Origin of the sequence: Guptibacillus hwajinpoensis, from assembly GCF_005144865.1 — a bacterium.
GTDB lineage: Bacteria > Bacillota > Bacilli > Bacillales > Guptibacillaceae > Guptibacillus > Guptibacillus hwajinpoensis_A.
Window position 1 is genome coordinate 411,533 of sequence record NZ_SWFM01000002.1, and the last position, 26,425, is coordinate 437,957.

Consider the following 26,425-nt stretch of genomic DNA (forward strand, 5'->3'; position numbering starts at 1 on the left):
CTTAAGAAGAATAGATTAATAATAATTATTTGAAGGGGAAAAGCGTTTTCGGGACAGGCAAAGAGAACTGTGAAATAAAATAAATTGAAAGCGGGTGTATTCCTATTTTAGAGAAGATTAAGTTAGAAGAAATGATAACAATCGCTCTTGAAGCGGGAGCTAAAATACTAGAAGTCTATGGTTCTGAAGATTTTAAGGTGGAAAGTAAAAAAGATGACTCTCCACTAACGCTCGCAGATCAAAAATCTCATGAAACGATTGTAAAAGGTCTTGAAGATTTAACTCCAAACCTTCCAATTCTTAGCGAAGAAGGAAACCATTTAAAATACGAGGGTAGAAAAGACTGGGATTATTTCTGGCTTGTAGATCCGTTAGATGGGACAAAAGAGTTTATTAAACGGAATGGAGAATTCACGGTTAATATTGCATTAATCCATCAGGGCAAGCCAGTTTTAGGAGTGATCTATGCACCTGTACTTGATACGTTATATGTCGCTAAGGAGGGTCTAGGTTCCTATAAATTGGAGGGAGTAACAAGTAAACAATATAATTCGGTGGAAACTTTTACAACGTTAGCTATGAAGTTACCATTGGATAAGAAAGATGAGAAAATCTCAGCAGTTGCCAGTCGCTCACACCTTTCAAAGGAAACAGAAGAATACCTGAATAAGGTGAAACAAAAGGTTGGAGAGATCGATATAACATCAGCAGGAAGCTCCCTTAAACTTTGCCTTGTGGCGGAAGGAACGGCGGATGTATATCCTCGCTTTGCTCCAACAATGGAATGGGATACAGCGGCTGGTCATGCGATTGTGATGAATGCAGGCGGCACAGTAACGCAACCTAATACAGGTGAACCTCTTGTTTATAATAAAGAAAACCTTCTAAATCCATGGTTTATTGTAAGAAAAGATGGGTTTAATCTATAAGCATTAAAAAGCTGAACCAGTTGGGTTCAGCTTCTTATGTTAGATAGAAGACTTTCATTATTGTCGTAGTAGAGATAACAGTTAAACAAACGTTTGATTAAGGCAGTATAATACTGAAAAGCACATATTAAAAATTAGTTGAGTTTGGTAATAGGACTCCCCTTGTTTTAAATAAAGTAAGCAGGGGGGGTGTTCAGATGAGGGGAAAATGGCTTTTAGCGGGGTTCATGGCATTACTTGCTCTTGTTGGTTGTTCTGATTCTGTCCAGGATGATCTTCTCCATTATGTAAATGACGAGATGCCTGCGCTTGCTGAAGAGGAGACTGAGATTATCAATTTGTACGATAGTGTGATTGGACCAAATCATCAAGATGATTCCATCACCCATCAGACGCTAATTACAGAAGTAATCCCCCAGTATGTAGGGTACATCGATCGGGTTCAAAAAGTTAAAGTTGAAACAAGTGAATTACGGGAACTTCATGAGAACTACATCGACGCTCTTCATCTCCAACACAGTGCTTTTCTAGGTGTAGTTAGTGCCATTGAGCATCAAGATTATGGTGAGATGGATGCTGCAAATGCGAAGTTACAGGAAGCTGGCAAAATGATGAGGGATTATCAGGAGGATGTTAATGTGTTGGCGGAGGAGCATGGGGTAGAACTAACTAAGTAAGGGCTAAGAATAGTTTTGATAGTTTCGGAACGAACTTTTGTATATAGAATTGAAAACATCGCTATACCATCTTATGGTATAGCGATGTTTTATTTATATTAACCCATTTTCTATAGAAAACCCTTCCTCCTAGGCGATAAGCCTGTCAGACGCTTGTCTCTAACATAATATGTAAGGAGAGCACATTATTGGTAGTGCCTCGGTTATTAGAAAGGGAGGTTTTAATTTGGTAAGAGCAGATAATTTTTCTGCCGTTAATGATACTGCCATGATTCAAGCTGCGATTGACTATGCCGCTGATAACAATGTGAAAACGGTTGAATTGATTGATCGAGATTATTCCATTACGAGTCCTATTGTGATTAAGGAAGGTGTTCTTCTTAAATTTAGTTATGGATCACGTTTTATTGTGTCGGGTAATTTCCGAGTACTTGAGTTACAGAGAAATTCTTCTCTAATTGGTGCTTATATTGCTATTGACGATCGTGCCTTTAATTCACCGGTTATTTATTTAGATGGGAAATATAAGTATTATAACTCTTGGTTTAAAACACAGGTGAAGGACGTAACGATTGTTAACTGGAGTGGCTCCCATAAAGGGACGGGCATACATCTGTATGCAAATGGACCTGGTCATGAAATCTCATTTGTACCATTTGAAAATGTGAAGCTTGTTGGATTAAATATTGGGGTTTTTCTTCAGGCAGTTCAAACACAGGGCGGCTATAGCTATGTGAATGCAAATACGTTCAATGATATCGTCATCGATGATTGTGTGAAGTGTATTTCATTGGTGTCAGGAGAGACGATTCCAAACGAGTGTAGTGGAAATACGTTCAGCAATCTTCAGATCCAGTTGTCGAGCGCTACGACAAATATTCTTTTGTCTAATGGGCAATATAACGTCTTTGGTGGGATGTCTTGGGATCTATCAAATGTTTCTCATAATCGTTCTCTCGTTCAATTCACGTCGACTAGTTCCTATAACGTGTTCGCGATTAGAAATGTCCCGCTTTCTCGCATAACGGATAATGGTAGAAATAACAAAAAGGAAATTTTATAGAAGAATATTGCACACCATCCGTTTTGGATGGTTTTTTCTATGCTCAAAATAGTATGAAAGAGGGAATGGGGCTTATGTGATAGAAGGTACTTATATAACGAACGACCGAGGGGAGATAACCATGGAAAAGCGAACGACACTAATCGCTACTGTTCTATGTTTTGTCATCGTTGCATTGCTTATAGGATGGATTGGGGTGAAAGGTAATAATAGTCCGGCACGTTCTGTTACAGGTCCTGGAGAACAAGGTGAAACGTTTGTAACTGTTGAACAGTTTGGAGCGAATGGAGAGGATTCGGCAAATGATTCAGCAGCGATCCAAGCAGCAATCGATTATAGTGCAGAGTCAACTATTGGAAAAGTAAGATTGGCAGGAAACAAATCTTATATTTTAACAGAGGGGATTGTCGTTCGTGAAAATGTGGAGCTAGAGTTTGACCAGAATACAAAGGTGTATATTGAAGGTGATTTTCGAGCCTTTGAATTGAAGCGGAATGCTTCACTCACTAATGGCATCATAGAAGTATCAACACCTAAATTTAACTCTGAACTTATTTCAATTGAAGGGAATCAGAAGAATTGGTCAACAGAAAGAACGAGAGTGCATAACGTGACGCTGGTTAATTCGAGTGGTTCTCATAAGGGTACTGCCTTATCTCTTACAGCTAGTAAGCCAGGTGACTACATTAGTTTTGTGAATATTTCAGATGTAAGTATTGTTGGTTTCAATCAGGGAATCCGTTTGGAGGCAAAGACAAATAGGATAAGTGATCAGTATACATGGATAAATGGTAATCGTTTTACAAATATAACGCTTGATGATTGCGTGCGTTGTATTCATTTAATTGGGCAAGTAACCGTACCAAATGAAACGTCGGGTAACCAGTTTAGCCAACTCCAAATTCAAGTATCAAAAGTTACGCAAAAGGCGATTGTAATTAGTGGTTCGGCGAATCAATTAAATGGTGTTATATGGGATGCTCATCTTGCCAAAAGTGAAGGATCATTAATAGAATTAACATCGCAGTCTGCTGATAATGATCTTGATTTCAATCTGCCCCATGAACAAGTTATGAATTCAGGAACTAGAAATATGTATAAATAAGCAGTTGAAAGGAACAATTAGGAAAATAATCCCACTATATCGTGTTATATAATGAACACTTTGTCTTATTTTTGTTCTTTATGAAAAACGGAGCTATTTCATGAGAATGGTAGAAAGTAAAGGAAAACACCAAGTTTTAAGGCATATTTAGACATCTTTAGTCCTTCCCATAAGAAGCCGGGGGGACTATACTTGTGTTAGGGTTCTCTAAAAAGAACGGAAGGCGAAATGAAGACATTTATTTAGGAGGTCAATATGGAGCAGAGAATGGATTTAAAACAGTTCTTTGAGATTCTTAAGAGAAGGTATATTTCGATCATGGTAACCACCTTAGTCGTATTATCAATTGCTATTGTTGCATCCATTTACCTCATTAAACCTTCTTACCAGGCAACTGAGTATATCCTAATTGGAACGCTTGCTAATGACGGTTCGGGTATGGACGGTCAGCAGATCGAACGCCTTCTTGCTTCTGCCATGGACTTCATTGAAAGTCCGATTGTTGATAACACAGTAAAGTCCAAATACGGATTTAAAGATGACGAAATCGAGGATAGTGTTTCTGTTCAAAACACAAGGAATTCTCAAATTATTAATGTCATTGCCAAAGGTCATGATTCAGAAAAGGCGCAGGAATTGGCCCATGCCATTGCATCAACATCTGTTGAGAAGATGGAGAAGTTGCTGAAGGTGAACCAAATTGAGCTACTTAGTAATAATGAGGGAGAAACAAAACTCACTCGAGTTGATAAACCAATTGTTAATATTGTGATCGGTTTTGCAGTTGGTTTATTTATGGGTATTGGCCTTGCACTACTAAGAGAACATTTCGATGATTCAGTTGTGAGTAGTGAGGACATTGAATCACAGCTTGGTTTACGAGTCCTTGGAGAATTAGATGTCGTCGATAAAAAAGTAGGAAAGCGAATGTTGTTTAAGAAAAAGAAAATTGATCTTGACATGAGAGAGCAAAAAGGAGGCGAGCTTCGTGCGTAGTTTAATTAAAGAGAAATTGCACAGTAAAGCGATGAAAGAAGCAGCTCGCCACCGACTAAGGGCTAATCAGATAAAAGTAATTAGAAGTGAGATTGAGAAAAATTCAAATATGAGCCACAGGAGTATTCTCATTACAACCCCAGACCATTCATTGAGCGATTCGTTTGTCTCACTTGATTTAGCCAAGTCTTATGCTGACCAAGGTAAGAACACCATTCTAATAGATGGAAATTTCAGCGGACCAGTTCTTCATAAATGGCTTGATGAAAAAATAACGTTTGGGTTAACAAATGCGCTGCATAGAGGCAATGTTGCAAGGTATGTCCATCCTACAAAAATAAAGAACTTATCTTTCCTGCCCTTAGGTACATCTTCGGTTAACCAGATCGACAGCTGGCGAATGGAAAACCTCAATTTACTTAAACAACAGCTTAGGTCAATTAGTGATGTGACAGTGATTGAATCGCCATCTTATTTAACATACTTAGAAATTCAACTTTTGGCAGAGGTTTGCGATGACGTCATCGTCGTTGTTAAACAACACAGGGATAAGAAGAGTAGAATCCGACAGTTGAAAAAGGATATGGAGGCAGCGGGGATTGAGATTACCGGGATGGTTTACCAGCCACGGTAAAATAAATTGAAATTGAATTGAGCGGAGGGGAGGGTATGAAAATGGAGCTTACAGATACACAATTCAAACAAAGAACCAATATTGCTTTATTTGTTTTAATTGTATTGGTGACGATGGGTAGGTACAACATTTATGTTGGCTTTGCCATTAAGCCCTATATGATTCTCTGTCTCCTATTCTTCTGTGTTCATATCCTTTCCTTTCGATTTTACCGTTTTCATTTGTTTGAGATCTTCTTTTTTCTTTTCTATTTCATTTATATGTACTCTGGAGCGTTTGCTCTTTACTCATTATCGAGCTTTCGTATGGTGTTTGGGATCGTGTTATACATGATTTGTTATGTGATCATTAAAGATATAATCGGCCAAACCAAGGACACCATCATCGAAAGTGCCATCGGCTATGCAGGGATCGTCTTCAATATCGTTAGCTTGATTCTCTACGTAATTGGTTTAAAGTTGCAGAATTTTGTTTGGGACGGTGATGGGATTACATCTGTAGGAGTGCTACTGGATCGTGGTTACCCTCGGCTAATCGGACTTCTTCAGGACCCTAATTTCTTTGTTTTCTATAATACGCTCTTCTTTGCTTACTTTCTTTGTCATAGGCATACCCTGAAAAACAAGGTTGGATTATTCCTTTGTTTAACCACATCGATTTTGACTTTTTCAAGAGGAGGGTTAGTTGCATTAATCTTGATCTTCTTACTCTATGCAGTTACGAATAAGCCCAAGGAGCAGCTAAAGCTTATAGGGGGAGTGATTGCATCACTTGGAATCATGGCTTATATCGCAATAGTAGAATTGAAGTTCGATGTGTTCAGTCTTGTGGCATCCCGTGTGGATGATTTATCTAGTGATGGTGGAAGTGGCAGGTTTGAACTGTGGGGGCGAGCCATTGACTATTTCTCTTCTCATATGGTTCTAGGGTTAGGGGCTTTTAATTTCTCTGACTATAATTTATTTGATTATGGTGAACCGCATTATGTTCACAACACGTTTCTAGAAATTCTTTCGGATTCTGGTATTACAGGGCTGTTTTTCTACTTATTGTTTATCTTAATTGTTTTCGTACAGTTGCTTCAAAGCAGGTTGTATCGAACAAAACCTTATTTGTTTCTAACCTTTATCGGCTTTCTCCTTCAAATGGTGTCTTTGTCTCTCGTCATCAATGATATGTTCTTCCTGTTCATGGCCATTCTATCAGCTTATCTTTCTCAGACTGAGTCAAGAACTTCGGATCTACCGGTTAACCAAAGTGCTCGCTTGCTACATACAACCTGAAGGGAGGAAAGAATATGAATCTCTTAATTCTTACCGATAAACTGATTCACGGAGGGGCAGAGAATTATTTCTGTCGCCTTGAGAATGAAGTTCATGCTCCAGATCTTACAGTTTACACTGCTGCAGGTCCAGGGGAGTTGCAATCTCATATCAAGCATAAAGAGAACTTTCATCCCATGAGCCGGACCAATCATTTGAAGAATATTAGGAGTATTCGTCGCCTTATCTCGCATAGGAGTATTGATGTCGTCCATGCTAATAGCTTACGAATGGTGCTTTATCTTTGCATGATAAAAATGACAATGAATAAGAGGAATTCCTTTACTATTCTTTATACAAAGCATAACGTAACAGCTCTTGAGAAATACTCAAAGATCTTTGCTAGGCTCGTAAATACGTATGTTGATCGGGTTATCGCTGTAAGTGAATTTGAAAGAGAGAATTTAATTCAAAAAGGTGTAGAAGCGGCTAAGGTAACGACTGTCTATAATGGAGTGGATTTAAAGAGGTTTTATTTTAGCTCAAAGCAAAAAGGTGATCACTATAAGATAGGCATATTAGCAAGGTTATCTGAAGAGAAGAATCATGGTCTCTTTATCCAGATCGCAAATGAGTTAAAAGGTGTTCCTAATCTTGAATTCTATATTGCAGGGGATGGGCCTGAACAGGAGTCCATTATGAATCAAATTAACTCCTTAGGGCTTAACAATATTACGTTACTTGGTAACACTTCTAACCCCGAGGGATTCATAAAGGATATGGATTTACTTCTATTAACCTCTAAGAAAGAAGTGTTTCCAATGGTAATGCTTGAGGCGATGGCAGCTGGAACTCCTTTACTCTCCGTGGATGTTGGAGGTGTGAAGGAAGCAATTATTCATAATGAAACAGGTTTTCTCGTACAGCAGTATAGTGCAAAACAGTTCTGTGACATTATTCTCGGACTGGTTGATAACAATGAAATGAGTCGTAAATTAGCTCAACGTGCGAGAGAGAAAGTAGAATTGGAATTTTCAATGGAGAAAATGGTAGAGCGCACGATGGAAGAATATCTACAGGTTAGTCGTAGATGAGTGTTCTTAATAAGAAACGATATGACATTGAGGGAGTGATGTGATGAAGCGTGTAATCGATGTAACTTGTAGTGCTTTGATTCTACTGATTCTGTCTCCAATCGTAATTGTGACCTGTATTCTAATTCGGTTCAAGTTGGGGGCGCCAATTCTATTTAAACAGGAGAGAATCGGCTACAAAGATCAAGTGTTTATTGTGTATAAATTACGTACGATGTCTGATGCAAGAGACGAGAACGGCCATTTATTACCGGATTCTGTTCGACTAACAAGACTTGGGAAGATTATCAGAAAGTTAAGTATTGATGAAATCCCCCAGCTAGTCAATGTTCTAAAAGGTGATATGAGTATCGTTGGTCCAAGACCTCTTCTAGTCAAATACTTACCTTACTATACAGAGAGAGAACGTAAGCGACATCAAGTGAAACCTGGTATTACTGGACTTGCACAAATAGCTGGTCGGAACATCCTTGAGTGGGATGAACGGTTTGCAATCGATGTAGAGTATGTCGAGAATGCGTCTATCTGGTTAGACATGAAAATCATGCTTTTAACAATTGTGAAAGTGTTACGAAAAGAAGACATTGTTGATGTTCCAAGCGAGCATTTAATGGACTTTGATATGGAACGCAAATTAAAAGCTTAATACTTAATAATGGAGGGCTTTGGATGAAGGGTATTGAAATTAAACCACTTCTCGTATCTGATGCAGACTCTATCCCTGCCCTGACTGAAACTGGAGTAAGAAGAGATGTTTTTCCATTTACCATCTACAGTTCTCCAAAATACAATCTGTTTGTAAAGAATGCGATGGTCAATAACTCGGATGTGAAATTCTTTGGTGCTTACATGAGAAATCATTTCCTTGGATTTGCAGAGTGGAGAACTCAGAAAGAGGCATTATTTCTGAACAACATTGCGATTCTGGAGGGAGAACGAGGTCTAGGAGTTGGCAGCTTATTATATGACCATGGACTATCGACTCTAAAAACGCCTTCTATGAAATCTCTTGCTCTAGATGTGTTTGAGGGCAACACACGAGCTATATCGTGGTACGAAAAGATGGGATATGAGATTCACGATCTCACCTACTGGTATGTCGCACAACAACGTGCCAAACCTGCTGGTGAGGAAGTAAATTATCAAGTAATTAATAAAGAGCAAGCTGATGAACACCATCAAAAGTATGGGTTCTCCATGCTAACGATTGAAACAAGGCAAGGACAGTATTCGACCGGTCGTATCACCGACAACTGTTTCCGCATCGGTGAGGAAGGCATAGTCGATCAGGATTTGATGGGTGCACTATATGAACTAGATCAAAATCGCAAACTCCTAGTATTAAGTAAGCACCCCAACATAGAAGGTTTTGAAAAATTATCTACTAGTCATCGCATGAGGGTGAGCCTAACACATCAAATGGGAGGGGAATATGACTACCAAAATACTTGATCTCAGTGACAAACAAACATGGCATGCTTATTTAAACCGTATCGAAAATAAGGACATCTATTTCACTCCCGAATACTCTGAAATTTACGAACGGAATGGGGAAGGGAAAGCACAGTTATTCATTTATGAAGAAGGGGATAACTTCGTGTACTATCCCTATTTATTACGAAGTCTCAGTGAACTCACTCATTTACGAAAATTTGTGGCAAAATATGGTGCACTCTATGACATCTCGACTCCTTATGGATATGGAGGTCCAATTACTAACCTGAGAGACGAGATTGAGGCGCGTTCATTACTGTTACGGTCTGCAATTGCGTTTAATGATCATTGTATAAAAGCAAATATTATTTCTGAATTCATTCGATTTCATCCATTGTTACAAAATCAGTCCATCTATTCTGGTTCAGAACCAATTTATATTAGAGACACCATTCATGTTGATTTAACAAGAGATTATGACGATATTTGGGCGAACTACGATACGAAGAACCGGAATCGAATTCGTAAAGCAAACAGTTATGATTTACGAATCGTGCATCGAGATATAAGTGAACTCAGCGATTTTCTGAGACTTTATTATTCTACAATGACAAAAAACGGGGCTAGAGATTATTATTATTTCTCAGAAGCTTTTTTTCAGCACACATGTGAACTTCTAAAGGAAAAAGCAGAATTAATTGAAGTGGTAACGAAGGATGAGAAGGTTATTATGTCCGCATTATTTATATGTGGTGATGATACAATCCATTATCATTTATCAGGTTCTGATTCAGATCAGTTAAAGCTTTCAGCTAACAATTTGATTTTAGATTATACGGTGAGATGGGCAAAGGAACGAAATTACAAATCCTTACATTTAGGTGGCGGCTACACGGGAAATGGAGATAGCTTGTATCGGTTTAAGAAGCGTTTTAATAAAAAAGGAAATTTGCCTTTCTATATCGGTAAACAAATTCATTGTCCGGACATATACGAAGAAATTGTTTTGGAAATGAAGAACGAGGAAATAACTGATTATTTTCCAGTCTACCGTCATCCAGACCTGTATCTGACTAGCAAAGATGAAGAGAATCAATCACTATTAGCACGTACTTAGAAAGGAGGTTTTCTTGATGAATAGGCATAAAAGAATCTATTTATCCCCACCTCATATGACGGGTAGAGAACAACATTATATATCACAAGCTTTCGATTCAAACTGGATCGCCCCACTTGGACCAAATGTAGATGCATTTGAGAATGCAATCAAGAAATACGCGAATGTAGAGGGAGCTCTTGCGGTAAGTTCTGGTACAGCTGCGATTCATCTTGCGCTACGTCTAGTGGGTATTGAACCTGGCGATCATGTTTTCTGTTCGAGCTTTACGTTTGTCGCGAGTGCCAATCCGATTCTGTATGAAGGTGGAATTCCAACGTTTATCGACTCTGAACCGGAAACATGGAATATGTCTCCAGAGGCTTTGCTTGAAGCCTTTAAAGATGCTGCTAAAGAGAACAAATTGCCAAAAGCAGTCGTTGTCGTTCACCTTTACGGCCAAAGTGCAAAGATGGATGACATACTTGCCATTTGTGATTATTACAAAGTGCCAGTCATTGAAGATGCTGCAGAGTCACTTGGGTCTCTATACAAAAATAAACAAAGTGGCACGTTGGGGGCATACGGTGTCTATTCGTTTAATGGAAATAAGATCATCTCTACTTCTGGCGGTGGGATGCTTGTTACGAACGACCTTAAGGCGATTGATCAAGCAAGATTTCTTGCTACACAGGCAAGAGACAAAGCACTTCATTATCAGCATAGTCAAATCGGACATAACTACCGAATGAGCAACATCCTCGCTGGGATGGGTATTGCGCAGGTGGAAGTGATTAACGAAAGAGTGAAGCAAAAGAGAGAAGTCTTTACACGCTATAAGGAAGCATTCAAGGGTATGGAAGGCATTTTATTCAAACCTGAAGCGAAGGATACGGTGAGTAATCGATGGTTAACGACGATGAACATTGATCCAGAGTACTGGGCTATCTCACCAGAAGAGCTTGTAAGAGCACTTGAAGAAGAAAACATTGAAGCAAGACCGGTATGGAAACCGCTACATCTTCAACCGTTATTTCAAAACAATCGCTTCTATAAACATTCGAGTGAGTGCGTATGTGAGAAGTTATATCGTACGGGAATATGTCTCCCGTCAGGTACAAGTATGAGTGAAGAAGAGCAGCAGCGGGTTATCACGTTGTTATTAGCAAACTTGGATGAGAAAGTAACGAAAACACTAGTGCATGTCAAAGGCGTTATATAGAAGAAGTACGCCTTGTTGTTCTTAATAAAGAATGAACGGTATAACGAAGGGGCTGAAAGGAATGAAGTTACAGAATAAGTTATGGAGTGCGATGTTACTAGACTCTCTAATCGTTTTCACTTCTGTTTACATTAGTACAGTCTCGCTATTTCCGATTTCCGAGGTGTTTACGTTTCCGCTCCTGATTATCTCGACAACCCTTATCATTAGCTATCACATCTTTGCGCATTTTTATAAAATGTACAAACGAGCATGGGAGTATGCGAGTATCGGAGAATTGATCATTATTTTAAAGGCGGTTACGTTCGCAATCGTTGTAGCGGCTGTTAGTCAGTTCATTTTCATGCAGGACGTTTTCTTTCGAGTATTAGCTTCCACTTGGATGATTCAACTTTTTCTCATAAGCGGATCTCGCTTTTCCTTTAGACTCTATCAAGAGAAGAACTCCTTTAGTTCCAAACAAATGAAGCCAACGCTCATTGTTGGTGCAGGTTGTGCGGGCACGCTTGTTGCACGACAGCTGAAATATAACCATGATAGTGGACTTCAGCCTGTTGCCTTTATTGATGATGATAAACGGAAACAAAATCTCGATATTATGTGTTTACCGGTAGTTGGTGGAACGGATTCTCTTGCTGAGACTGTAAAGAAGTGGGGGATTGAAACGATTGTGATCGCCATTCCTTCTCTAAATAAAAGAGAATTGAACGAGATTTATAAGGAATGTATCAAAACAAATGCCACAACCCAGATGATTCCGATGTTCGAAGATCTTGTGACAGGTAAAGTATCTGTAAGCGATATTCGAAATGTAGAAATCGGCGATCTACTTGGACGACCAGCTATTCAACTGGATACAGATTCAATCGAGAATTTTGTGAAAGGTGAAGTGATCCTTGTCACGGGAGCAGGCGGATCCATCGGTTCAGAAATATGCAGGCAAATCGCTAACTATCGTCCTTCTCAAATCATTTTGCTAGGGCATGGAGAGAACAGTATTTATTCAATTGAAATGGAACTTAAATCAAGCTACGGATCGGACATAGAGTTTACAACAGAAATTGCCGATATTAAGGATCGTGAAAAGATCTTTAGGCTTATGGCGCATCACCAACCAAAAGCGGTGTTTCATGCTGCAGCTCACAAACATGTGCCACTAATGGAACGAAATCCTGAAGAGGCAATCACGAATAACGTGTACGGAACTCGGAATGTGGCAGAAGCGGCTGATGCAGCTGGGATTGAAACATTTGTGATGATCTCAAGTGATAAAGCGGTTAATCCGACTAGCGTGATGGGAGCAACAAAGCGAATTGCTGAGATGATTGTTCAGAATCTTGATAAGAAAAGTGATACACGATTTGTAGCCGTTCGGTTTGGAAATGTGCTAGGTAGTCGTGGGAGTGTTATTCCGCTCTTTAAGGATCAAATTCGAAAAGGTGGACCGATCACAATCACGCATCCTGAAATGGAACGGTATTTCATGACAATTCCAGAAGCTTCAAAGCTTGTTCTACAGGCAGGAGCGCTTGCAAACGGTGGAGAAATTTTCGTTCTAGATATGGGAGAGCCGGTTAAAATCCTCGATCTGGCTCGGAATTTAATTCGACTTTCAGGCCTTTCAGAAGATGATATTGGAATTGAATTTACCGGGATGAGACCCGGGGAAAAGCTGTATGAAGAGCTCTTAAATGATTATGAAGTCCGAGATAAACAAATTTACCCTAAGATTTATATTGGCAAGTCTGTTGAAGTCGATGTGGATGAAGTGATTGAACTTGTAGATGAATGCTGGTCCTCAGACAAGGCCGTTGTAAGAGAAGTACTGCTATCAATTGCTAATCGTGCTATCCCACTTAAAGGTTCAGAAGCCGTTAGTATCTAGAGAAGGGAGGTTAGATTCCAAGTGTCTACTCAAAAAGAAGTACTGCTTGTGGCGCCGTTTACGATTTTGCCTGGTGAGAAAGGCTTTAGTCGCTTTACGTATATTGCTAATAGGCTGAGCGAACTGGGACATCAGGTTACGCTCGTTACGAGTAGCTTCCAGCATCCAGAGAAAAAGTTTAGAGATAGTGACCATCTATCAGAGCTAACAAACACTTTACCTTACAAACTAGTGATTATCGCTGAACTCGGATATACGAGGAATGTAGGTTTTGACCGCATCATAAGTCACAGGCATTTCGCAAAGCAACTTGCAACGTACTTAAAGGTTCTTGTGAAGAAGCCTGATGTCATTTACTGTGCTTATCCGATGATGGGAGCGGCTTATGAGGTTGGGAAGTACGCCAATAAAGAGGAGATTCCATTCATTATTGATGTTCAGGACGTCTGGCCAGAATCGATTAAAAACACATTGAAGTTTCCGGAGCCCGTTACCGACACGCTACTTTATCCGTTAACTTGGTACGCGAATCGAATCTATCAAATGGCAGATTTCGTTGTCGGTGTATCGGAAAGCTATGTGGACCGCGTTCAAAAGGTCAATCAACGTGCGAAGAGTTATTTACCCGTTTTTATTGGAACAGATCTTGGCTATTTTGATTCATGTAATGTTCAGCAGGCTGGAGGAAAGTCGGATGATTTCTCGGTCACCTATGTTGGCACATTAAGCTATAGCTACGATATTGAGACTGTGATAAAAGCTGTAGCGAGATTAAATCAGAAAGGATATACGGACATTGTTTTTAACGTTTTAGGTGACGGACCATTAAAGCCGAAATTTCAAGCATTAGCAAATGAACTTGATGCGAATGTGGCGTTTAAGGGGTATCTGCCATATGAAGAAATGATTCCTATTCTTACAAACTCTGATATAGCAGCAAATGCAATTACAAAAGGTGCACAGCAAAGCATTACAAACAAAATAGGAGATTATCTTGCTTCAGGACTACCAGTATTAAATAGTAGCCAGAACGAGGAATTTACGCAAATTGTTGAAGATCGAAAGCTTGGATATAGTTACGAACCAGGTGATGTCGAGCGATTGGTGGAGTTAATCGAGATGCTTTATAACAATCGTGATCTTAGAACGGTATGTGGTAGAAATGCAAGAGGGCTCGCTGAGGAGAAGTTCGATCGGAGAACAAGCTATGAGCCCATTTATTCTGTAGTGGAAAGTGCCACTGTATGAAGGTTGATACAGAATCAAAGTATAGAGAGCTTTTCGTAGAAATCGGTCAGTATGTTAAGAAAATAGAACATAACGAGAAGCATGCCTCTTCAACGGAAGCGACGATCAAAGATTTGAAGTCGTTATTACTTAAATATTTGTATCCAGAATAGGTAGGACGCTAAAAGAAAGCTGCGGGTGAATGCGATGAATGATAACCCGATTGTATTGTTTAAAAAGAAAGCTTCACCCTATTTCAATAGGAAACGAGTTTTCATAGTCTTGGGGATTCTTGTCCTCTCTGTCTTCTTATATGCTGGTCAGTGGTTAATCGTCGATCAAGAACCACAACAAGCAGATGTCATCTTTGTACTAAGTGGTGCAGATGGACGAGTAGAAGAGGCGTTAACACTTGTCGGAGAAGGGTTTTCAGACAGCATTGTCTTAACGAACGCGCGTGGTTTTTCAGAGTTGGAACATGCTAGGGTTAAGAAGCAAGTCGCTTCCAACAATATCTACACAGACTACAAGTCGAAGAGTACGTTAGCCAGTGCCGAGTATTCAAAGGAACTGATGGAGAATCGGAATATGAGCTCTGCCATCATTGTTTCGTCAGATTACCATATGCGAAGAACAAAGCTAAATTATGAACGTGCCTTTAAGGGGAGTGACATTGAACTTGTTTATATCGGTACAGAAAGTCGCTATCACTCTTTGCTCTGGTGGAGTGACAAATACAGTATCGGTGTGACGGGCAGTGAATACATCAAACTTATTGGGAACTTTGTAGGGATTCACGGTGCATTAGCTAAAAAAACACTGTACGAGTTTGATAACTATTTCTTCTCGTAAAGATAGGAAAGGAATGATTAGATGGATCAAAGAAAAACGATTGATGAAGTCTTTTTATTAAGAAGTATGGCATGTCTTGGCATTGTCTTCTTGCATTCATTTTCCAGGTCGTTCTTAGAAACGAACACTGTTGTTAATTCTATGAATTTATTATTCACCTTCGCCACACCAACTTTTGTATTCATCTCAATTTTTATTCTTGCTCGGTCCTATCAGGATCAGTTACCAACGAACTTCTGGGGAAAACGCGTTAAGTATGTTCTTTTTCCATATCTGTTGTTTGGAACGTTCTATGCAGGTTCTAAAGGATTGGAAGTTGCACTAAGTTCAGAGACTTCTTTTCTTAGTGCATTTGGTTCGTTCTTATGGAGGCACCTTCTACTTGGTGATTATCACGGATACTTCATTTTAATTATTCTTCAATTCTACGTTCTCTATTATTTCTTTCATTCACACTTAAAGAAGTGGAGTCCAAAAGTGGTGCTGCCAGTTGCCTTCCTCATTACTAGTGCGTATTTAGGATTCTTCAATTTTGTTCCGCCCGTTCAAACACCATTAGGCGAATACATTTGGGCGAAATTGTACTGGATTCCTTTCCTCGGCTGGCTGTTTTATTTCACACTAGCGTATTACTGTGGAAGATATTATCCAGCGTTTGTCTCTTTGATCAAAAAACACTCGAAACTTGTGCTGGCTGGTCCTGTGCTGACAGGAAGCTTATGTGTGTTTCTTTATCAAACCGATGTATTCGGTAAAATTTCATCAAAGCAAATTGATATGCTTTTCTTTACAACAAGTATGATTTTCTTCATCTACTATGTAGGGATGAGTATTCGAAGAGTTCCCGACTTCTTCGTTTTCATTAGTCAGTATGCATTTGGAATCTACTTGTTCCATCCTTTGTTTATGGCATTTATTTATATTGGATTAAGCATACTTCCTATCAATCTACCTGTCATGATACAAGTTGCAGTTTATGCGGTAGTAAGCGTGATTCTATCTGTTATCGCTACTTACATCATGAACAAAATTCCGTTTGGACATTATATGAGTGGAAAAATTGGAATGGGTAGAAAGAAGGTATCTGAGCAAAAGGTACCTGTATCGGTCATCGTTCCACAGCAAGGTGTGGCAAACAAATCATGATGATCGTGAAAAACGACATCAAACAGGAAGGTGAAGGTGTGGGATGATAGGAGATAATCTGAAAAGGTATCGGAAGGCAAGAGGAATAAGCTTAACTCAATTAGCTGAGCGAGCAAATGTTTCTAAATCTTATTTAAATAGCCTTGAGAGAAATATCAAGGCTAATCCATCCATTAACCTGATCAAACGTATCGCAAAAGAATTGAATACTGATATTTATTCGATTCTTGGTACTGATGAAACGAACGGAGCAGAGCGATACAAGGATGGTGGGTGGGGGGAATTTATTGAAGAAGCAGAACGAGCGGGGATTGAAGGGGAGCATTTGAGTGATTATAAGGAATTGATTTCTTTTATTAAGTGGAAGAAGGAGCAGGTTTGAACGTGATGAGGAAATTGAAATGACCTTGAATGGGTAGTTACCTTTCAAGGTTTTTTTGTGAGCGTATACTTCGTAGACAAAGTTGCTATAAAAGTAGTGGTTGATTTCCGCTACAGGATGCTCGCTTTCCGCGGGGCGGGCGATGAGCCTCCTCGGCGCGCAAGAACATCGCGCCTGCGGGGTCTCATCTGTCCCGCTAGTCCCGCAGGAGTCGAGCACCCTTACGCTCCAATCAGCCAAGTGTGGTTCTTTATACAAAAATGCTTTTACAAGCAACAATCTTTGAAAAAAGAGCCTTTCATAAACATTGTTGCGATAAGAGTGAGAGGGATTTCCGCTACAGGATGCTCGCTTTCCGCGGTCGGCACGCTTGAACCTCCTCGGCGCACAAAAACATTGCGTTTGTGGGGTCTCATCTGTCCCGCTAGTCGCCCCTGGAGTCGAGCACCTTCCGCTCCAATCAGCTAAGTGTGGTCTTTTATACAAAAAAATCTTTCTAAAGCAACAATTTTTTAGAAAAAATCCAATAAATAACAAAATATTGTAAATATTATTGAAATTATTCAGAAAGTTCAATATACTAAAACAAGAACAACTCAGTACATGGAAACCGAAATGTAATCCATTATATTTTGGTTGAATAAATCAGAACGGCCATTTATAGTTTAAAATAGTAAAGTTATTTTAAACACTAGGGAGATAATCGAAATGGCAAACATGACAGACGTGGCTAAACTAGCGAATGTATCGACAGCAACGGTTTCACGGGTTCTTCAAAACCCTGAGACTGTGAAGGAAAAGACACGAGTAAAAGTTCTCAATGCGATTGAAGAATTAAATTACCAGCCCAATATTTTAGCGAGGTATTTTCGACGAACAGAAACAAAAACAATACTTGTGGTCGTTCCAACGATTATGAACAACGTGTTTCCGCAAATTATTGGTGGTATTGACCTTATAGCGAATCAATTCGGCTACAAGGTGCTGCTTGGGAATACGAATTTAGATGCTGATAAAGCATACAGCTACATAGATGAACTGAAACAAAAGCAAGTTGATGGCATGATTTTATTGACAACGAGATTAGACAACGACGTGATATCTGAACTTGCCGCTAAATATCCGGTTGTACTTACATCCGATTTTATCGAAGGTCTTAATGTTCCTACTGTTGCTATTGATAATGTAAGCAGTGCGAGAGAAGCGGTGGAACATTTAGCGAAATTGGGTCATACAAGAGTTGGGATGATTACGGGACCACTTGATATTCCGTTAAGTCGTGATCGCTTGAAAGGGTACAGACAAGCGCTTCTTGAACAAGAGATTGAAGTAGATGGTGTACTCATTCAAGAAGGTGATCACACATATGAAACGGGTTATCATTTAATGAATAAGTTCCTTGCACTAGAGAATGCACCAACTGCTGTTTTTGCAGCAAACGATACAATGGCGATGGGAGCCATTAAAGCAGTTAAAAATCAGGGTCTCCGTGTTCCAGATGATGTAGCAGTCATTGGGTTTGATAACATTCAATTCTCTGAACTATTTGAGCCTGCACTCACTACGATTGCGCAGCCTTTTATTGAAATGGGGAAGCGATCGATGGAGCTACTGTTAAAGCAAATTAACGGAGAATTATTAACGAAGAAACAACATGTACTTGATACTCAACTTGTCATCAGAGAATCTTGTGGCTATTTGAAAGAGAACTAGTCCTAAGGGCTATTCTTTTCCATAAAAATGTAATCGTTTACTTTAAAATTGAGAAAAACCATGAAAAAATTGCTGATATTCATTTATTTACTCATCAAAATGTAATCCATTACATTTTGATGAGTACTTATAGGAGGTGAGTGACAGGTATCGGATTGCGAAAGGACTTGAATTTGAAAAAAGGGGAGAACTGAATTGGCAAATATACCTGTTGCAGTACAGATGTATACGTTACGAAATGAATGTGAGAAGGATTTTGTTGGTACTTTAGAAAGAGTTGCGAAGATTGGTTACGAGGGACTTGAATTCGCGGGCTACTACGATCTGCCGGCTAAAGAGTTGAAAAAGGTTATCGATCATCTTGGTTTAAAATCAGCGTCCAGTCATATTCCGCTTGATGTGTTGAAAGGAGATTTGAAAAACGTGATTGCTTATCAGCATGAAATCGGAAGCGATAAGCTCGTTTGTCCATTTCTAGCGCTTGAACTAAGAAATCAGGAAGGGTATGCTGAGCTCATTCGAAGCTTGAATGATATTGGGCGAGAATGTCACGAAGAAGGCATTACGCTATGCTATCACAACCATGATTTTGAACTAGAACGTTTATCAAATGAAAAGACTGCTCTTGAAACGATCCTAGATGAAACAAATCCAGAGTGGGTTAAAGCTGAGTTTGATATTTACTGGTTAACGCGAGCTGGGGAAGACCCGGTTAAATGGATGAAGCAATACCAGGATCGAACACCTTTAGTTCATTTGAAGGACATGACAACTGACGGAGAGCAGTTTTTCGCTGAGCTTGGAACGGGTGGAGTAAATCTAAACGAAGTGTTGGAGCAGGGGGAGTATTCGAACGTTGATTGGTGGGTTATTGAACAAGATAAATGTAAGCGTTCACCTTTTGAAAGTATTGAAATTAGCATGAACTATTTTCTAAGCAAGCATACGTGATTTCTTTTTTATCATTTATTAACTAGGGGGAGATAAAGCATGAAGAAACTTACGGCTTTATTATCAGTTATTACAATGCTTTTGTTAGCTGCTTGTGGTGGGAATGAGGGGGCATCAGGAGGTGCTGCTTCAGAGGATGAAAAGGTGATTGAAGTATGGCACATCGAAACTGGTGAACGGGAAGCACTTTTTGAGGAAGTGGCCAAACAATTTGAAGAAGATCATGATGGCGTGAAGGTTAAGCTGTTACAAACTCCAAATGATGCATACAAGCAAAAACTAGCCGTATCGATGTCAGGTGGGAATCCGCCGGATGTGTTTCAAAGTTGGGGTGGAGGTTGGTTAAAGCATTTTGTTGATCAAGGAAATGTGCAGGATATTACTGCTAATATTGATCAGGATCATTACCTTGAAATGGCATTAAACAACGGAACTTTCGATGAGAAAGTATACGGAGTTCCACTAGGATTATCATTGGATGTCATTTTCTATAACAAAGAAATCTTTGAGAAGTATAACCTTGACGAACCAAAAACATATGAAGAATTTACGGAAGTTGTTAAAACGCTTAAGGAGAATGATGTCATTCCTCTTGCTCTAACAAATAAAACAAAGTGGCCTGGGTCTTACTACTTGATGAATTTTGCCAGTCGTATCGGTGGACCTGAATTATTCGAGAGTGCATTCAATAGAGAGGGTCGTGGTTTTGATGATCCAGCTTACGTTGAGGCGGGTGAATACATTCAAGATTTAGTTAAGATGGGCGCATTTAACGAAGGATTTAACGGGATTCCTTATGACGAGGGACGCGGTCGTCAGTTAATGTATTCTGGACAGGCTGCAATGATGGATATGACGATTTCTTTCTTGAATAACGTCAGAGAAGAAGCTCCTCAATTTGAGGAGAAGCTCGGCTTCTTTGAATTCCCAACAATCTCTGGAGGTAAAGGAGACCAAACTCAGGTTGGTGGCGCGACTGGGCCAGTCTGGTCAGTTGCTGCAGAGTCAGGAAATCCTGATTTGGCAGCTGAATTTATTCAAGCATTAACGAGTAAAGAAACCGCTCAAAAGTTTACCGATGGTACGGGTACACTCTCAGCTGTTAAAGGGGTTGTCCCTGAAGATGAATTTGTTAAAGAGTTCTATGATGTAGCTCAGAATGCCTCCCATATCCAAATGCCTTATGATCAAACACTGCCTCCTGAACTAGCTGAACTTCACAAAGATACAACCCAGGCACTATTTGGTCTATCGATGACACCAGAAGAAGCAGCAAAGAAAATGGAAGCGAAAGCGGAAGAGCTTCTTGAATAAAGGAATAAAAGGGGGGGTAACCCCTCTTTCTTATTAAAAGGAGGGGGATCGATTGCTATGGAAACTGCTGAGGTGACAAGGAGAAGCGAGACGACAAGGGTTGTGGCAAGTGCGAAGAAGCGTAACATCAGAAAAGCTGTAACGATTGGTTTATTTACTGCACCAGCGCTTATTGTTTATCTTGTCTATGTCGTTTATCCAATACTATCTACTTTAAGTTATAGCTTCTACAGCTGGGATGGAACAAGTGATAAAACGTTCATTGGCTTGGAAAATTATGTTCAACTATTTAATGACACGATTTTTTGGACCTCGTTGACGAACAATATTTGGGTTGTTATTACCTCTGTATTTGTTCAAATTCCTCTAGGTATGATTATGGCATTGATGCTATTTGCTCCCATAAGAGGAATTCGATTATTCAGTAGTGTTTATTTTCTTCCGTTTTTGATGTCTACTGTTGCGATCGGATTATTATGGGTGTATATGTTTGATCCGATTAATGGGATTATTAATCAACTTGTGAATCTCCTTGGCTTTGAAAATGTAGCATGGCTTAGTGATGAAAATACAGCCCTGATTGCGATTCTGTTAGTCGTGGTCTGGCAGTTCTCGCCTTTCTATATGATTCTCTTTAAAGCGGCTATGGTAGGAATTTCTGAAGAACTTTATGAATCTGCCCAAATTGATGGTGCGAATGCAAGGCAGAAGTTCTTTCATATTACATTGCCTTTACTTATGCCTACAATCGTAAGCTCTTCTATCCTAGCAATCGTTGGCTCTCTTAAAGCGTTCGATATTTTCTATATTATGACTGGTGGCGGACCGAACCATGCGACAGAGTTAATGGGAACCTATATGTTCAAGCAAGCTTTTATTAATTTTAATATGGGCTATGCAAGTGCTATTGCATTTATTATGTTCTTGATTGCTCTCATAGTTACAGTGCTCATTCAGATTGTCGATTATAACCGCAAAAAGAAAGGAGCTTTCTAATGGTTCAATCACTAAGAAAGATGCCTTTATACATAGTGGGGCTTTTGCTGCTCATTTTCACTGGTTACCCATTTGTGTACATGATCTCGACTTCATTAAAAGATAAGAGCGCGTTCTTTGAAGAACCATTTGCGATTTTAGGGTCAATTGAGTTAGGAAACTATGCTGACGTATTCCAAATGGGTTTAACACGCTACTTTTTGAATAGCATTCTTGTTTCAGTAGCAGCTGTTGTAGCAGTCATGTTAATTGCTGCTTTAGCTAGCTATCCATTGAGCAGAATGAACTATCGATTTAATCGTGCTCTATTTCTCCTATTTATTTCGGGTATGATGCTTCCGATTCATGCCACACTTATTCCAATTTTTAAATTATCTCAGAATATGGGTCTGTACGATTCATTGCTTGCTCTTCTTGGGCCCTACATTGCTTTCAGTCTACCAATTTCCATTTTCATATTAACGCAATTTATGCAGGAAATTCCGAAGTCATTGGAAGAGGCTGCGAAAATCGATGGTTGCTCTCATTTTGGGATCTTTTGGCGTATTATTCTCCCGATGTTAACACCTGCCCTCATGACCGTTTTCATTTATAACTTTATTCATCTCTGGAACGAATTTATCTTTGCACTTGTTCTCGTTTCCAGTCCTGAAAACATGACTTTGCCACTTGGTCTACAGGACTTTTATGGCGAGTTTTCGGTTAACGTACCTGGATTGATGGCAGCATTAACACTTGCGAGTCTACCAATGCTTGTTGTGTATCTCTTTTCACAAGAAAAGGTAGTAAAAGGACTAACAGGTGGTGCAGTAAAAGGATAGGAAGATTCAAGAGGAGTGAGAATCAATGGACAAAACTAGAATTGGTGTAATAGGTTGCGGAAACATTAGTGACATTTATTTAAAAAACTTACGAGAGCTTGAAGGTCTTGAAGTGGTTGCTATAGCAGATCTTTACTATGATAAGGCCATTGAGAAAGCAAGGGAATATGCCATTCCCGAAGTGCTTGAAGTGGATCAACTACTGGAAGACAAATCGATAAATCTTGTTATCAATCTAACGATACCGGCAGCGCATGCGGATGTTAGTCTACGCGCTTTAGAATCTGGGAAACACGTCTATGTAGAGAAACCACTTGCGATATCGCTAGAAGATGGAAAAAGGGTATTAGCCAAAGCGGAGGAAAAAGGCTTGCTAGTCGGATCGGCACCAGATACGTTTCTTGGTGGAGGATTACAAACGTGCAAAAAGCTCATTGAGGATGGTGCAATAGGTGAACCTATTGCTGCAACAGCTTTTATGATGGGACATGGACCTGAGAGTTGGCATCCAGATCCAGAATTTTTCTATCGAGTTGGAGCAGGACCAATGTTTGATATGGGGCCATACTATTTAACTGCGCTTATTAATTTGATTGGACCTGTCCGTCGTTTGACAGGGTCTGCGAGGGTCACCTCTCCTGAACGAAAAATAACTAGTGAGCCTAAATTTGGTGAAAAAATTAAAGTGGAAACACCCACGCATGTAGCGGGAATTATCGATTTTGAAAATGGAGCGATTGGAACGCTGGTTACTAGCTTTGACGTATGGGGATCGAAAACTCCTTTTCTAGAAATCTATGGAACGGAAGGATCATTAAGTGTACCCGATCCTAATACGTTTGGCGGACCTGTTTTGTTGAGGAAATCTGGTGAATTGGAATGGGTTGAAGTGGCTTTTACCCACGGTTCTATCGAAAATAGCCGAGGAATCGGTGTTATTGATATGGTAAATGCTTTGAAATCAGGGAGGCTTCATCGAGCAAGTGGGGAGCTTGCTTATCATGTGCTCGAAATCATGCATGGCATTCATGAGTCTTCTTTGAAAGGTGAACATTATCATATGACAAGTACTTGCCGACAGCCTGAATCGTTGCCGAGTAGCATTTTATCTTAATAAAGATGATGGAGGGATAGGATATGGACAAAGTGAAAGTAGCTGTTATCGGATGTGGGAGCATTGCGAGACGCCGGCATCTACCTGAGTATCATGCTGAGGAAAATGTAGAGATTGTAGCGGTGTGTGATGTTGTGAAAGAACGTGCTGAAGAAATGGCGCGTGTATACGGTGGTACAGCTTATACGGATTATCGTAAGTTACTGGAAGATAGTGAAATTGATGCAGTGAGCGTTTGCTTACCTAACGCTTTGCATGCACCTGTTTCTATTGCGGCGTTGAATGCCGGAAAGCACGTTCTATGTGAAAAGCCCATGGCAACCTCACAAGAGGAAGCAGAAGCGATGGTTCAATCAGCGAAAGTAAACGATCGCAAACTAATGATTGCACATAATCAGCGATTTGTAGCATCTCATTCGAAAGCAAAGGAGCTTATTGAGAGCGGAGATATTGGAAGAATATATAGCTTCAGAACCACATTCGGTCATCCAGGACCAGAGCAATGGAGTATTGATGGAGCAACAAGCTGGTTTTTCGATAAGGAGCGAGCTTTTATTGGAGCGATGGGAGACCTCGGTGTACATAAGTCCGATTTAATGCGCTATTTGCTAGGGGAAATTGTAGAAGTTGGCGCATTGGTCGAAACGAATGCAAAGGAAAACACGGATGTTGATGATAACGCTGTTTGTATTCTTAAAACTGAGAGCGGCGTTATTGGGACACTGACAGCAAGTTGGTCTTATGTATCAGGTGCAGACAACTCAACAATTATCTATGGTGAAAATGCAGTTTTGCGTCTAGAGGATGATCCAGATTATTCGCTTGTAGTGGAATACAAGAACGGAGACGTCGTCAAACATGAACTCAAGAAGATCCAGACGAATGAAGAGGGTGGACAGCAGACTACGCATGTTATAGAGAAGTTTGTGGATTGTATCGTACATAAAACTGTTCCGGCTGTTAGCGGTGAAGAAGGAATGAAGTCGTTACAGGTAATTTTAGCTGCTCTTGAATCAAATGAGTCCAAACGAATGGTTAGTGTTGGTAGAAAGAGCAGTTTATTAGCGTGACTGATCGATAAAGCTGTAGGTGCCTGTCACCACCCGAAATTTGGTTGGATTTGTCGAATAAAAAGCCCTTCTCTTATGTGAGGAGGGCTTTTGAATTATAAGGTGGATAGAATCGCACGATTATCAAACACCCGCTTCGCTTTCCCTTCCGATCTAGGTATCCCCTGGGGTTCTTTTAATAGCACATCCACCGATATAAGCGCTTTCATTTTTAATGTCTTCGCAATTCGATTGATGAGTTCCGCTGCGATTGGATGGTTAAAGCTCTTTTCAGGCAGGGATTCATAATAATTTTGGCATACTTCTACATGAAGTTCGACGTGATCGAGATAACCTTTTTTCTGTAGGTGAATTTGATAGTGTGGGACTAGCTCTTCCATGTTGCAAATATATCGTTCAATCTCAGAAGGAAAGACGTTAACCCCTCGTATAATCAGCATATCGTCAATTCTACCTTTTACGCGGCTCATTCTAGTTGTTGTTCTTCCGCAGCGGCAAGGTTCTCTTGTGATGGATGCAATGTCTCCTGTTCTGTAGCGGATGGTTGGGAGCGCCTCTTTCGTTAGGCTGGTGAAGACTAGTTCTCCATCAGTTCCGTCTTCTACTGGTTCAAGTGTATCCGGATTAATCACTTCAACTAAGAAGTGATCGTCTGCGATATGAAGGCCATCCTGACACTCCACGCACTCCATTGCAATACCTGGTCCCATTACTTCACTTAATCCATAGATATCCATTGCTTTAAGATTGAACAATTTCTCAATCTGGAATCTCATCTCTTCAGACCATGGCTCTGCACCTAGGATTGCATACTTTAAGGATGTAGAAGCTGGGTCAATTCCCTGCTGCATCATCGTTTCGCCTATGTTCAGGAGGTAGGAAGGGGTAGAACAGATAATGGCTGGTTTAAAGTCTTGAATTAGGGTGATTTGGTTCGCCGTGTTTCCACCTGAAATCGGAACGGTCGCACATCCTAGCTGTTCTGAACCAGCGTGTAGTCCGAGACCACCAGTGAACAAGCCATAACCATACGCATTATGAAGAATATCTCCTTTACCTCCACCGGCCAACGAGATGGCTCTGGCAACGATATCGCCCCAGTTACGAATGTCACTCTTTGTATAGGCGACGACGGTTGGTTTCCCGCTCGTGCCAGAGGAGGCGTGGATTCGAACAACGTCTTCCATAGGACAGGCTAATAGATTGAAAGGGTAATTCTCTCGTAAGTGCTGTTTCTTCGTGAAAGGGAGAAGTGGTAAGTCATTCAGTGATTTAATATCTGCAGGAGTAATATGTATCTGGTTGAAGGATTCGCGGTAGAAAGGGACGTTATGGTAGGCATGTTCGATCGTTTGTTTTAATCTTTCCCATTGGAGTTCATTCATCTGAATGCGACTCAACGTTTCTCGATCTGAATAGATTGGCATTTGAATACCTCCTAG

Annotated in this window: 26 protein-coding genes; 25 read left to right on the forward strand and 1 reads right to left on the reverse strand. The window is 40.0% G+C overall.

Features of this window, described 5'->3' with window-relative positions:
- Nucleotides 1-131: 131 nt before the first annotated feature.
- The 25 genes from cysQ (at nt 132) to FBF83_RS09435 (ending at nt 24,983) form a co-directional block, all read left to right on the forward strand.
- Nucleotides 132-929 carry a 3'(2'),5'-bisphosphate nucleotidase CysQ gene (gene cysQ, locus FBF83_RS09320; RefSeq protein WP_136946877.1) on the forward strand — a complete coding sequence of 266 codons (798 nt, stop codon included), beginning with the start codon at nt 132-134 and terminating at the stop codon, nt 927-929.
- 197 nt (nt 930-1,126) lie between these two features.
- Nucleotides 1,127-1,606 carry a hypothetical protein gene (locus FBF83_RS09325; RefSeq protein WP_136946878.1) on the forward strand — a complete coding sequence of 160 codons (480 nt, stop codon included), beginning with the start codon at nt 1,127-1,129 and terminating at the stop codon, nt 1,604-1,606.
- 226 nt (nt 1,607-1,832) lie between these two features.
- Nucleotides 1,833-2,669, forward strand: coding sequence for a hypothetical protein (locus FBF83_RS09330; protein ID WP_136946879.1), 837 nt, complete (start codon nt 1,833-1,835; stop codon nt 2,667-2,669).
- A gap of 121 nt (nt 2,670-2,790) precedes the next feature.
- Complete coding sequence (locus tag FBF83_RS09335; protein ID WP_136946880.1) at nt 2,791-3,774, forward strand: hypothetical protein; 984 nt, start codon at nt 2,791-2,793, stop codon at nt 3,772-3,774.
- 255 nt (nt 3,775-4,029) lie between these two features.
- Nucleotides 4,030-4,770, forward strand: coding sequence for a YveK family protein (locus FBF83_RS09340; RefSeq protein WP_136946881.1), 741 nt, complete (start codon nt 4,030-4,032; stop codon nt 4,768-4,770).
- Nucleotides 4,763-5,404, forward strand: a complete 642-nt coding sequence (locus tag FBF83_RS09345; RefSeq protein ID WP_136946882.1) for a CpsD/CapB family tyrosine-protein kinase — start codon at nt 4,763-4,765, stop codon at nt 5,402-5,404. The genes FBF83_RS09340 and FBF83_RS09345 overlap by 8 nt, the downstream gene beginning before the upstream one ends.
- Nucleotides 5,405-5,439: 35 nt before the next feature.
- Nucleotides 5,440-6,687, forward strand: a complete 1,248-nt coding sequence (locus tag FBF83_RS09350; protein ID WP_136946883.1) for an O-antigen ligase family protein — start codon at nt 5,440-5,442, stop codon at nt 6,685-6,687.
- Between the two features lie 14 nt (nt 6,688-6,701).
- A complete protein-coding gene (locus tag FBF83_RS09355) occupies nt 6,702-7,760 on the forward strand; it encodes a glycosyltransferase family 4 protein (protein ID WP_136946884.1) in 1,059 nt (352 codons plus the stop codon).
- Nucleotides 7,761-7,803: 43 nt separating this feature from the next.
- The gene (locus FBF83_RS09360; RefSeq protein ID WP_136946885.1) at nt 7,804-8,406 is read left to right on the forward strand and encodes a sugar transferase; all 603 of its coding nucleotides are present in this window, start codon (nt 7,804-7,806) and stop codon (nt 8,404-8,406) included.
- A 23-nt stretch (nt 8,407-8,429) separates the two neighbouring features.
- Entirely contained in the window at nt 8,430-9,212 is a 783-nt protein-coding gene (locus FBF83_RS09365; RefSeq protein WP_136946886.1) for a GNAT family N-acetyltransferase, read from the forward strand.
- The gene (locus FBF83_RS09370; RefSeq protein ID WP_136946887.1) at nt 9,193-10,311 is read left to right on the forward strand and encodes a lipid II:glycine glycyltransferase FemX; all 1,119 of its coding nucleotides are present in this window, start codon (nt 9,193-9,195) and stop codon (nt 10,309-10,311) included. The genes FBF83_RS09365 and FBF83_RS09370 overlap by 20 nt, the downstream gene beginning before the upstream one ends.
- A gap of 16 nt (nt 10,312-10,327) precedes the next feature.
- The gene (locus tag FBF83_RS09375; protein ID WP_136946888.1) at nt 10,328-11,512 is read left to right on the forward strand and encodes a DegT/DnrJ/EryC1/StrS family aminotransferase; all 1,185 of its coding nucleotides are present in this window, start codon (nt 10,328-10,330) and stop codon (nt 11,510-11,512) included.
- Between the two features lie 61 nt (nt 11,513-11,573).
- Nucleotides 11,574-13,397, forward strand: coding sequence for a polysaccharide biosynthesis protein (locus FBF83_RS09380; protein ID WP_136946889.1), 1,824 nt, complete (start codon nt 11,574-11,576; stop codon nt 13,395-13,397).
- A 21-nt stretch (nt 13,398-13,418) separates the two neighbouring features.
- Nucleotides 13,419-14,645, forward strand: coding sequence for a glycosyltransferase family 4 protein (locus tag FBF83_RS09385; RefSeq protein ID WP_136946890.1), 1,227 nt, complete (start codon nt 13,419-13,421; stop codon nt 14,643-14,645).
- Nucleotides 14,642-14,797 carry a hypothetical protein gene (locus tag FBF83_RS20820; protein WP_169525308.1) on the forward strand — a complete coding sequence of 52 codons (156 nt, stop codon included), beginning with the start codon at nt 14,642-14,644 and terminating at the stop codon, nt 14,795-14,797. Before FBF83_RS09385 ends, FBF83_RS20820 begins: the two co-directional genes overlap by 4 nt.
- A 34-nt stretch (nt 14,798-14,831) precedes the next feature.
- Entirely contained in the window at nt 14,832-15,476 is a 645-nt protein-coding gene (locus FBF83_RS09390; protein WP_136946891.1) for a YdcF family protein, read from the forward strand.
- Nucleotides 15,477-15,497: 21 nt separating this feature from the next.
- Nucleotides 15,498-16,622 carry an acyltransferase family protein gene (locus FBF83_RS09395; protein WP_136946892.1) on the forward strand — a complete coding sequence of 375 codons (1,125 nt, stop codon included), beginning with the start codon at nt 15,498-15,500 and terminating at the stop codon, nt 16,620-16,622.
- 43 nt (nt 16,623-16,665) lie between these two features.
- Nucleotides 16,666-17,004: a helix-turn-helix domain-containing protein gene (locus FBF83_RS09400; protein WP_136946893.1), complete on the forward strand. Its 339-nt coding sequence runs from the start codon at nt 16,666-16,668 to the stop codon at nt 17,002-17,004.
- A 708-nt stretch (nt 17,005-17,712) separates the two neighbouring features.
- Entirely contained in the window at nt 17,713-18,717 is a 1,005-nt protein-coding gene (locus FBF83_RS09405; protein WP_136946894.1) for a LacI family DNA-binding transcriptional regulator, read from the forward strand.
- 195 nt (nt 18,718-18,912) lie between these two features.
- Nucleotides 18,913-19,668, forward strand: coding sequence for a sugar phosphate isomerase/epimerase family protein (locus FBF83_RS09410; RefSeq protein WP_136946895.1), 756 nt, complete (start codon nt 18,913-18,915; stop codon nt 19,666-19,668).
- Nucleotides 19,669-19,707: 39 nt separating this feature from the next.
- Nucleotides 19,708-20,982, forward strand: coding sequence for an ABC transporter substrate-binding protein (locus FBF83_RS09415; RefSeq protein WP_136946896.1), 1,275 nt, complete (start codon nt 19,708-19,710; stop codon nt 20,980-20,982).
- Nucleotides 20,983-21,039: 57 nt separating this feature from the next.
- Complete coding sequence (locus tag FBF83_RS09420; RefSeq protein ID WP_136946897.1) at nt 21,040-21,978, forward strand: carbohydrate ABC transporter permease; 939 nt, start codon at nt 21,040-21,042, stop codon at nt 21,976-21,978.
- Nucleotides 21,978-22,799 (forward strand): carbohydrate ABC transporter permease, encoded by an 822-nt coding sequence (locus FBF83_RS09425; protein ID WP_136946898.1) that lies wholly within the window; start codon nt 21,978-21,980, stop codon nt 22,797-22,799. Before FBF83_RS09420 ends, FBF83_RS09425 begins: the two co-directional genes overlap by 1 nt.
- Before the next feature lie 25 nt (nt 22,800-22,824).
- Entirely contained in the window at nt 22,825-23,913 is a 1,089-nt protein-coding gene (locus FBF83_RS09430) for a Gfo/Idh/MocA family protein (protein ID WP_136946899.1), read from the forward strand.
- A 23-nt stretch (nt 23,914-23,936) separates the two neighbouring features.
- Nucleotides 23,937-24,983 (forward strand): Gfo/Idh/MocA family protein, encoded by a 1,047-nt coding sequence (locus FBF83_RS09435; RefSeq protein ID WP_136946900.1) that lies wholly within the window; start codon nt 23,937-23,939, stop codon nt 24,981-24,983.
- Between the two features lie 95 nt (nt 24,984-25,078).
- Here FBF83_RS09435 and FBF83_RS09440 read toward each other — a convergent pair whose 3' ends face one another.
- Complete coding sequence (locus FBF83_RS09440; protein ID WP_136946901.1) at nt 25,079-26,410, reverse strand: AMP-binding protein; 1,332 nt, start codon at nt 26,408-26,410, stop codon at nt 25,079-25,081.
- Nucleotides 26,411-26,425: the final 15 nt, after the last annotated feature.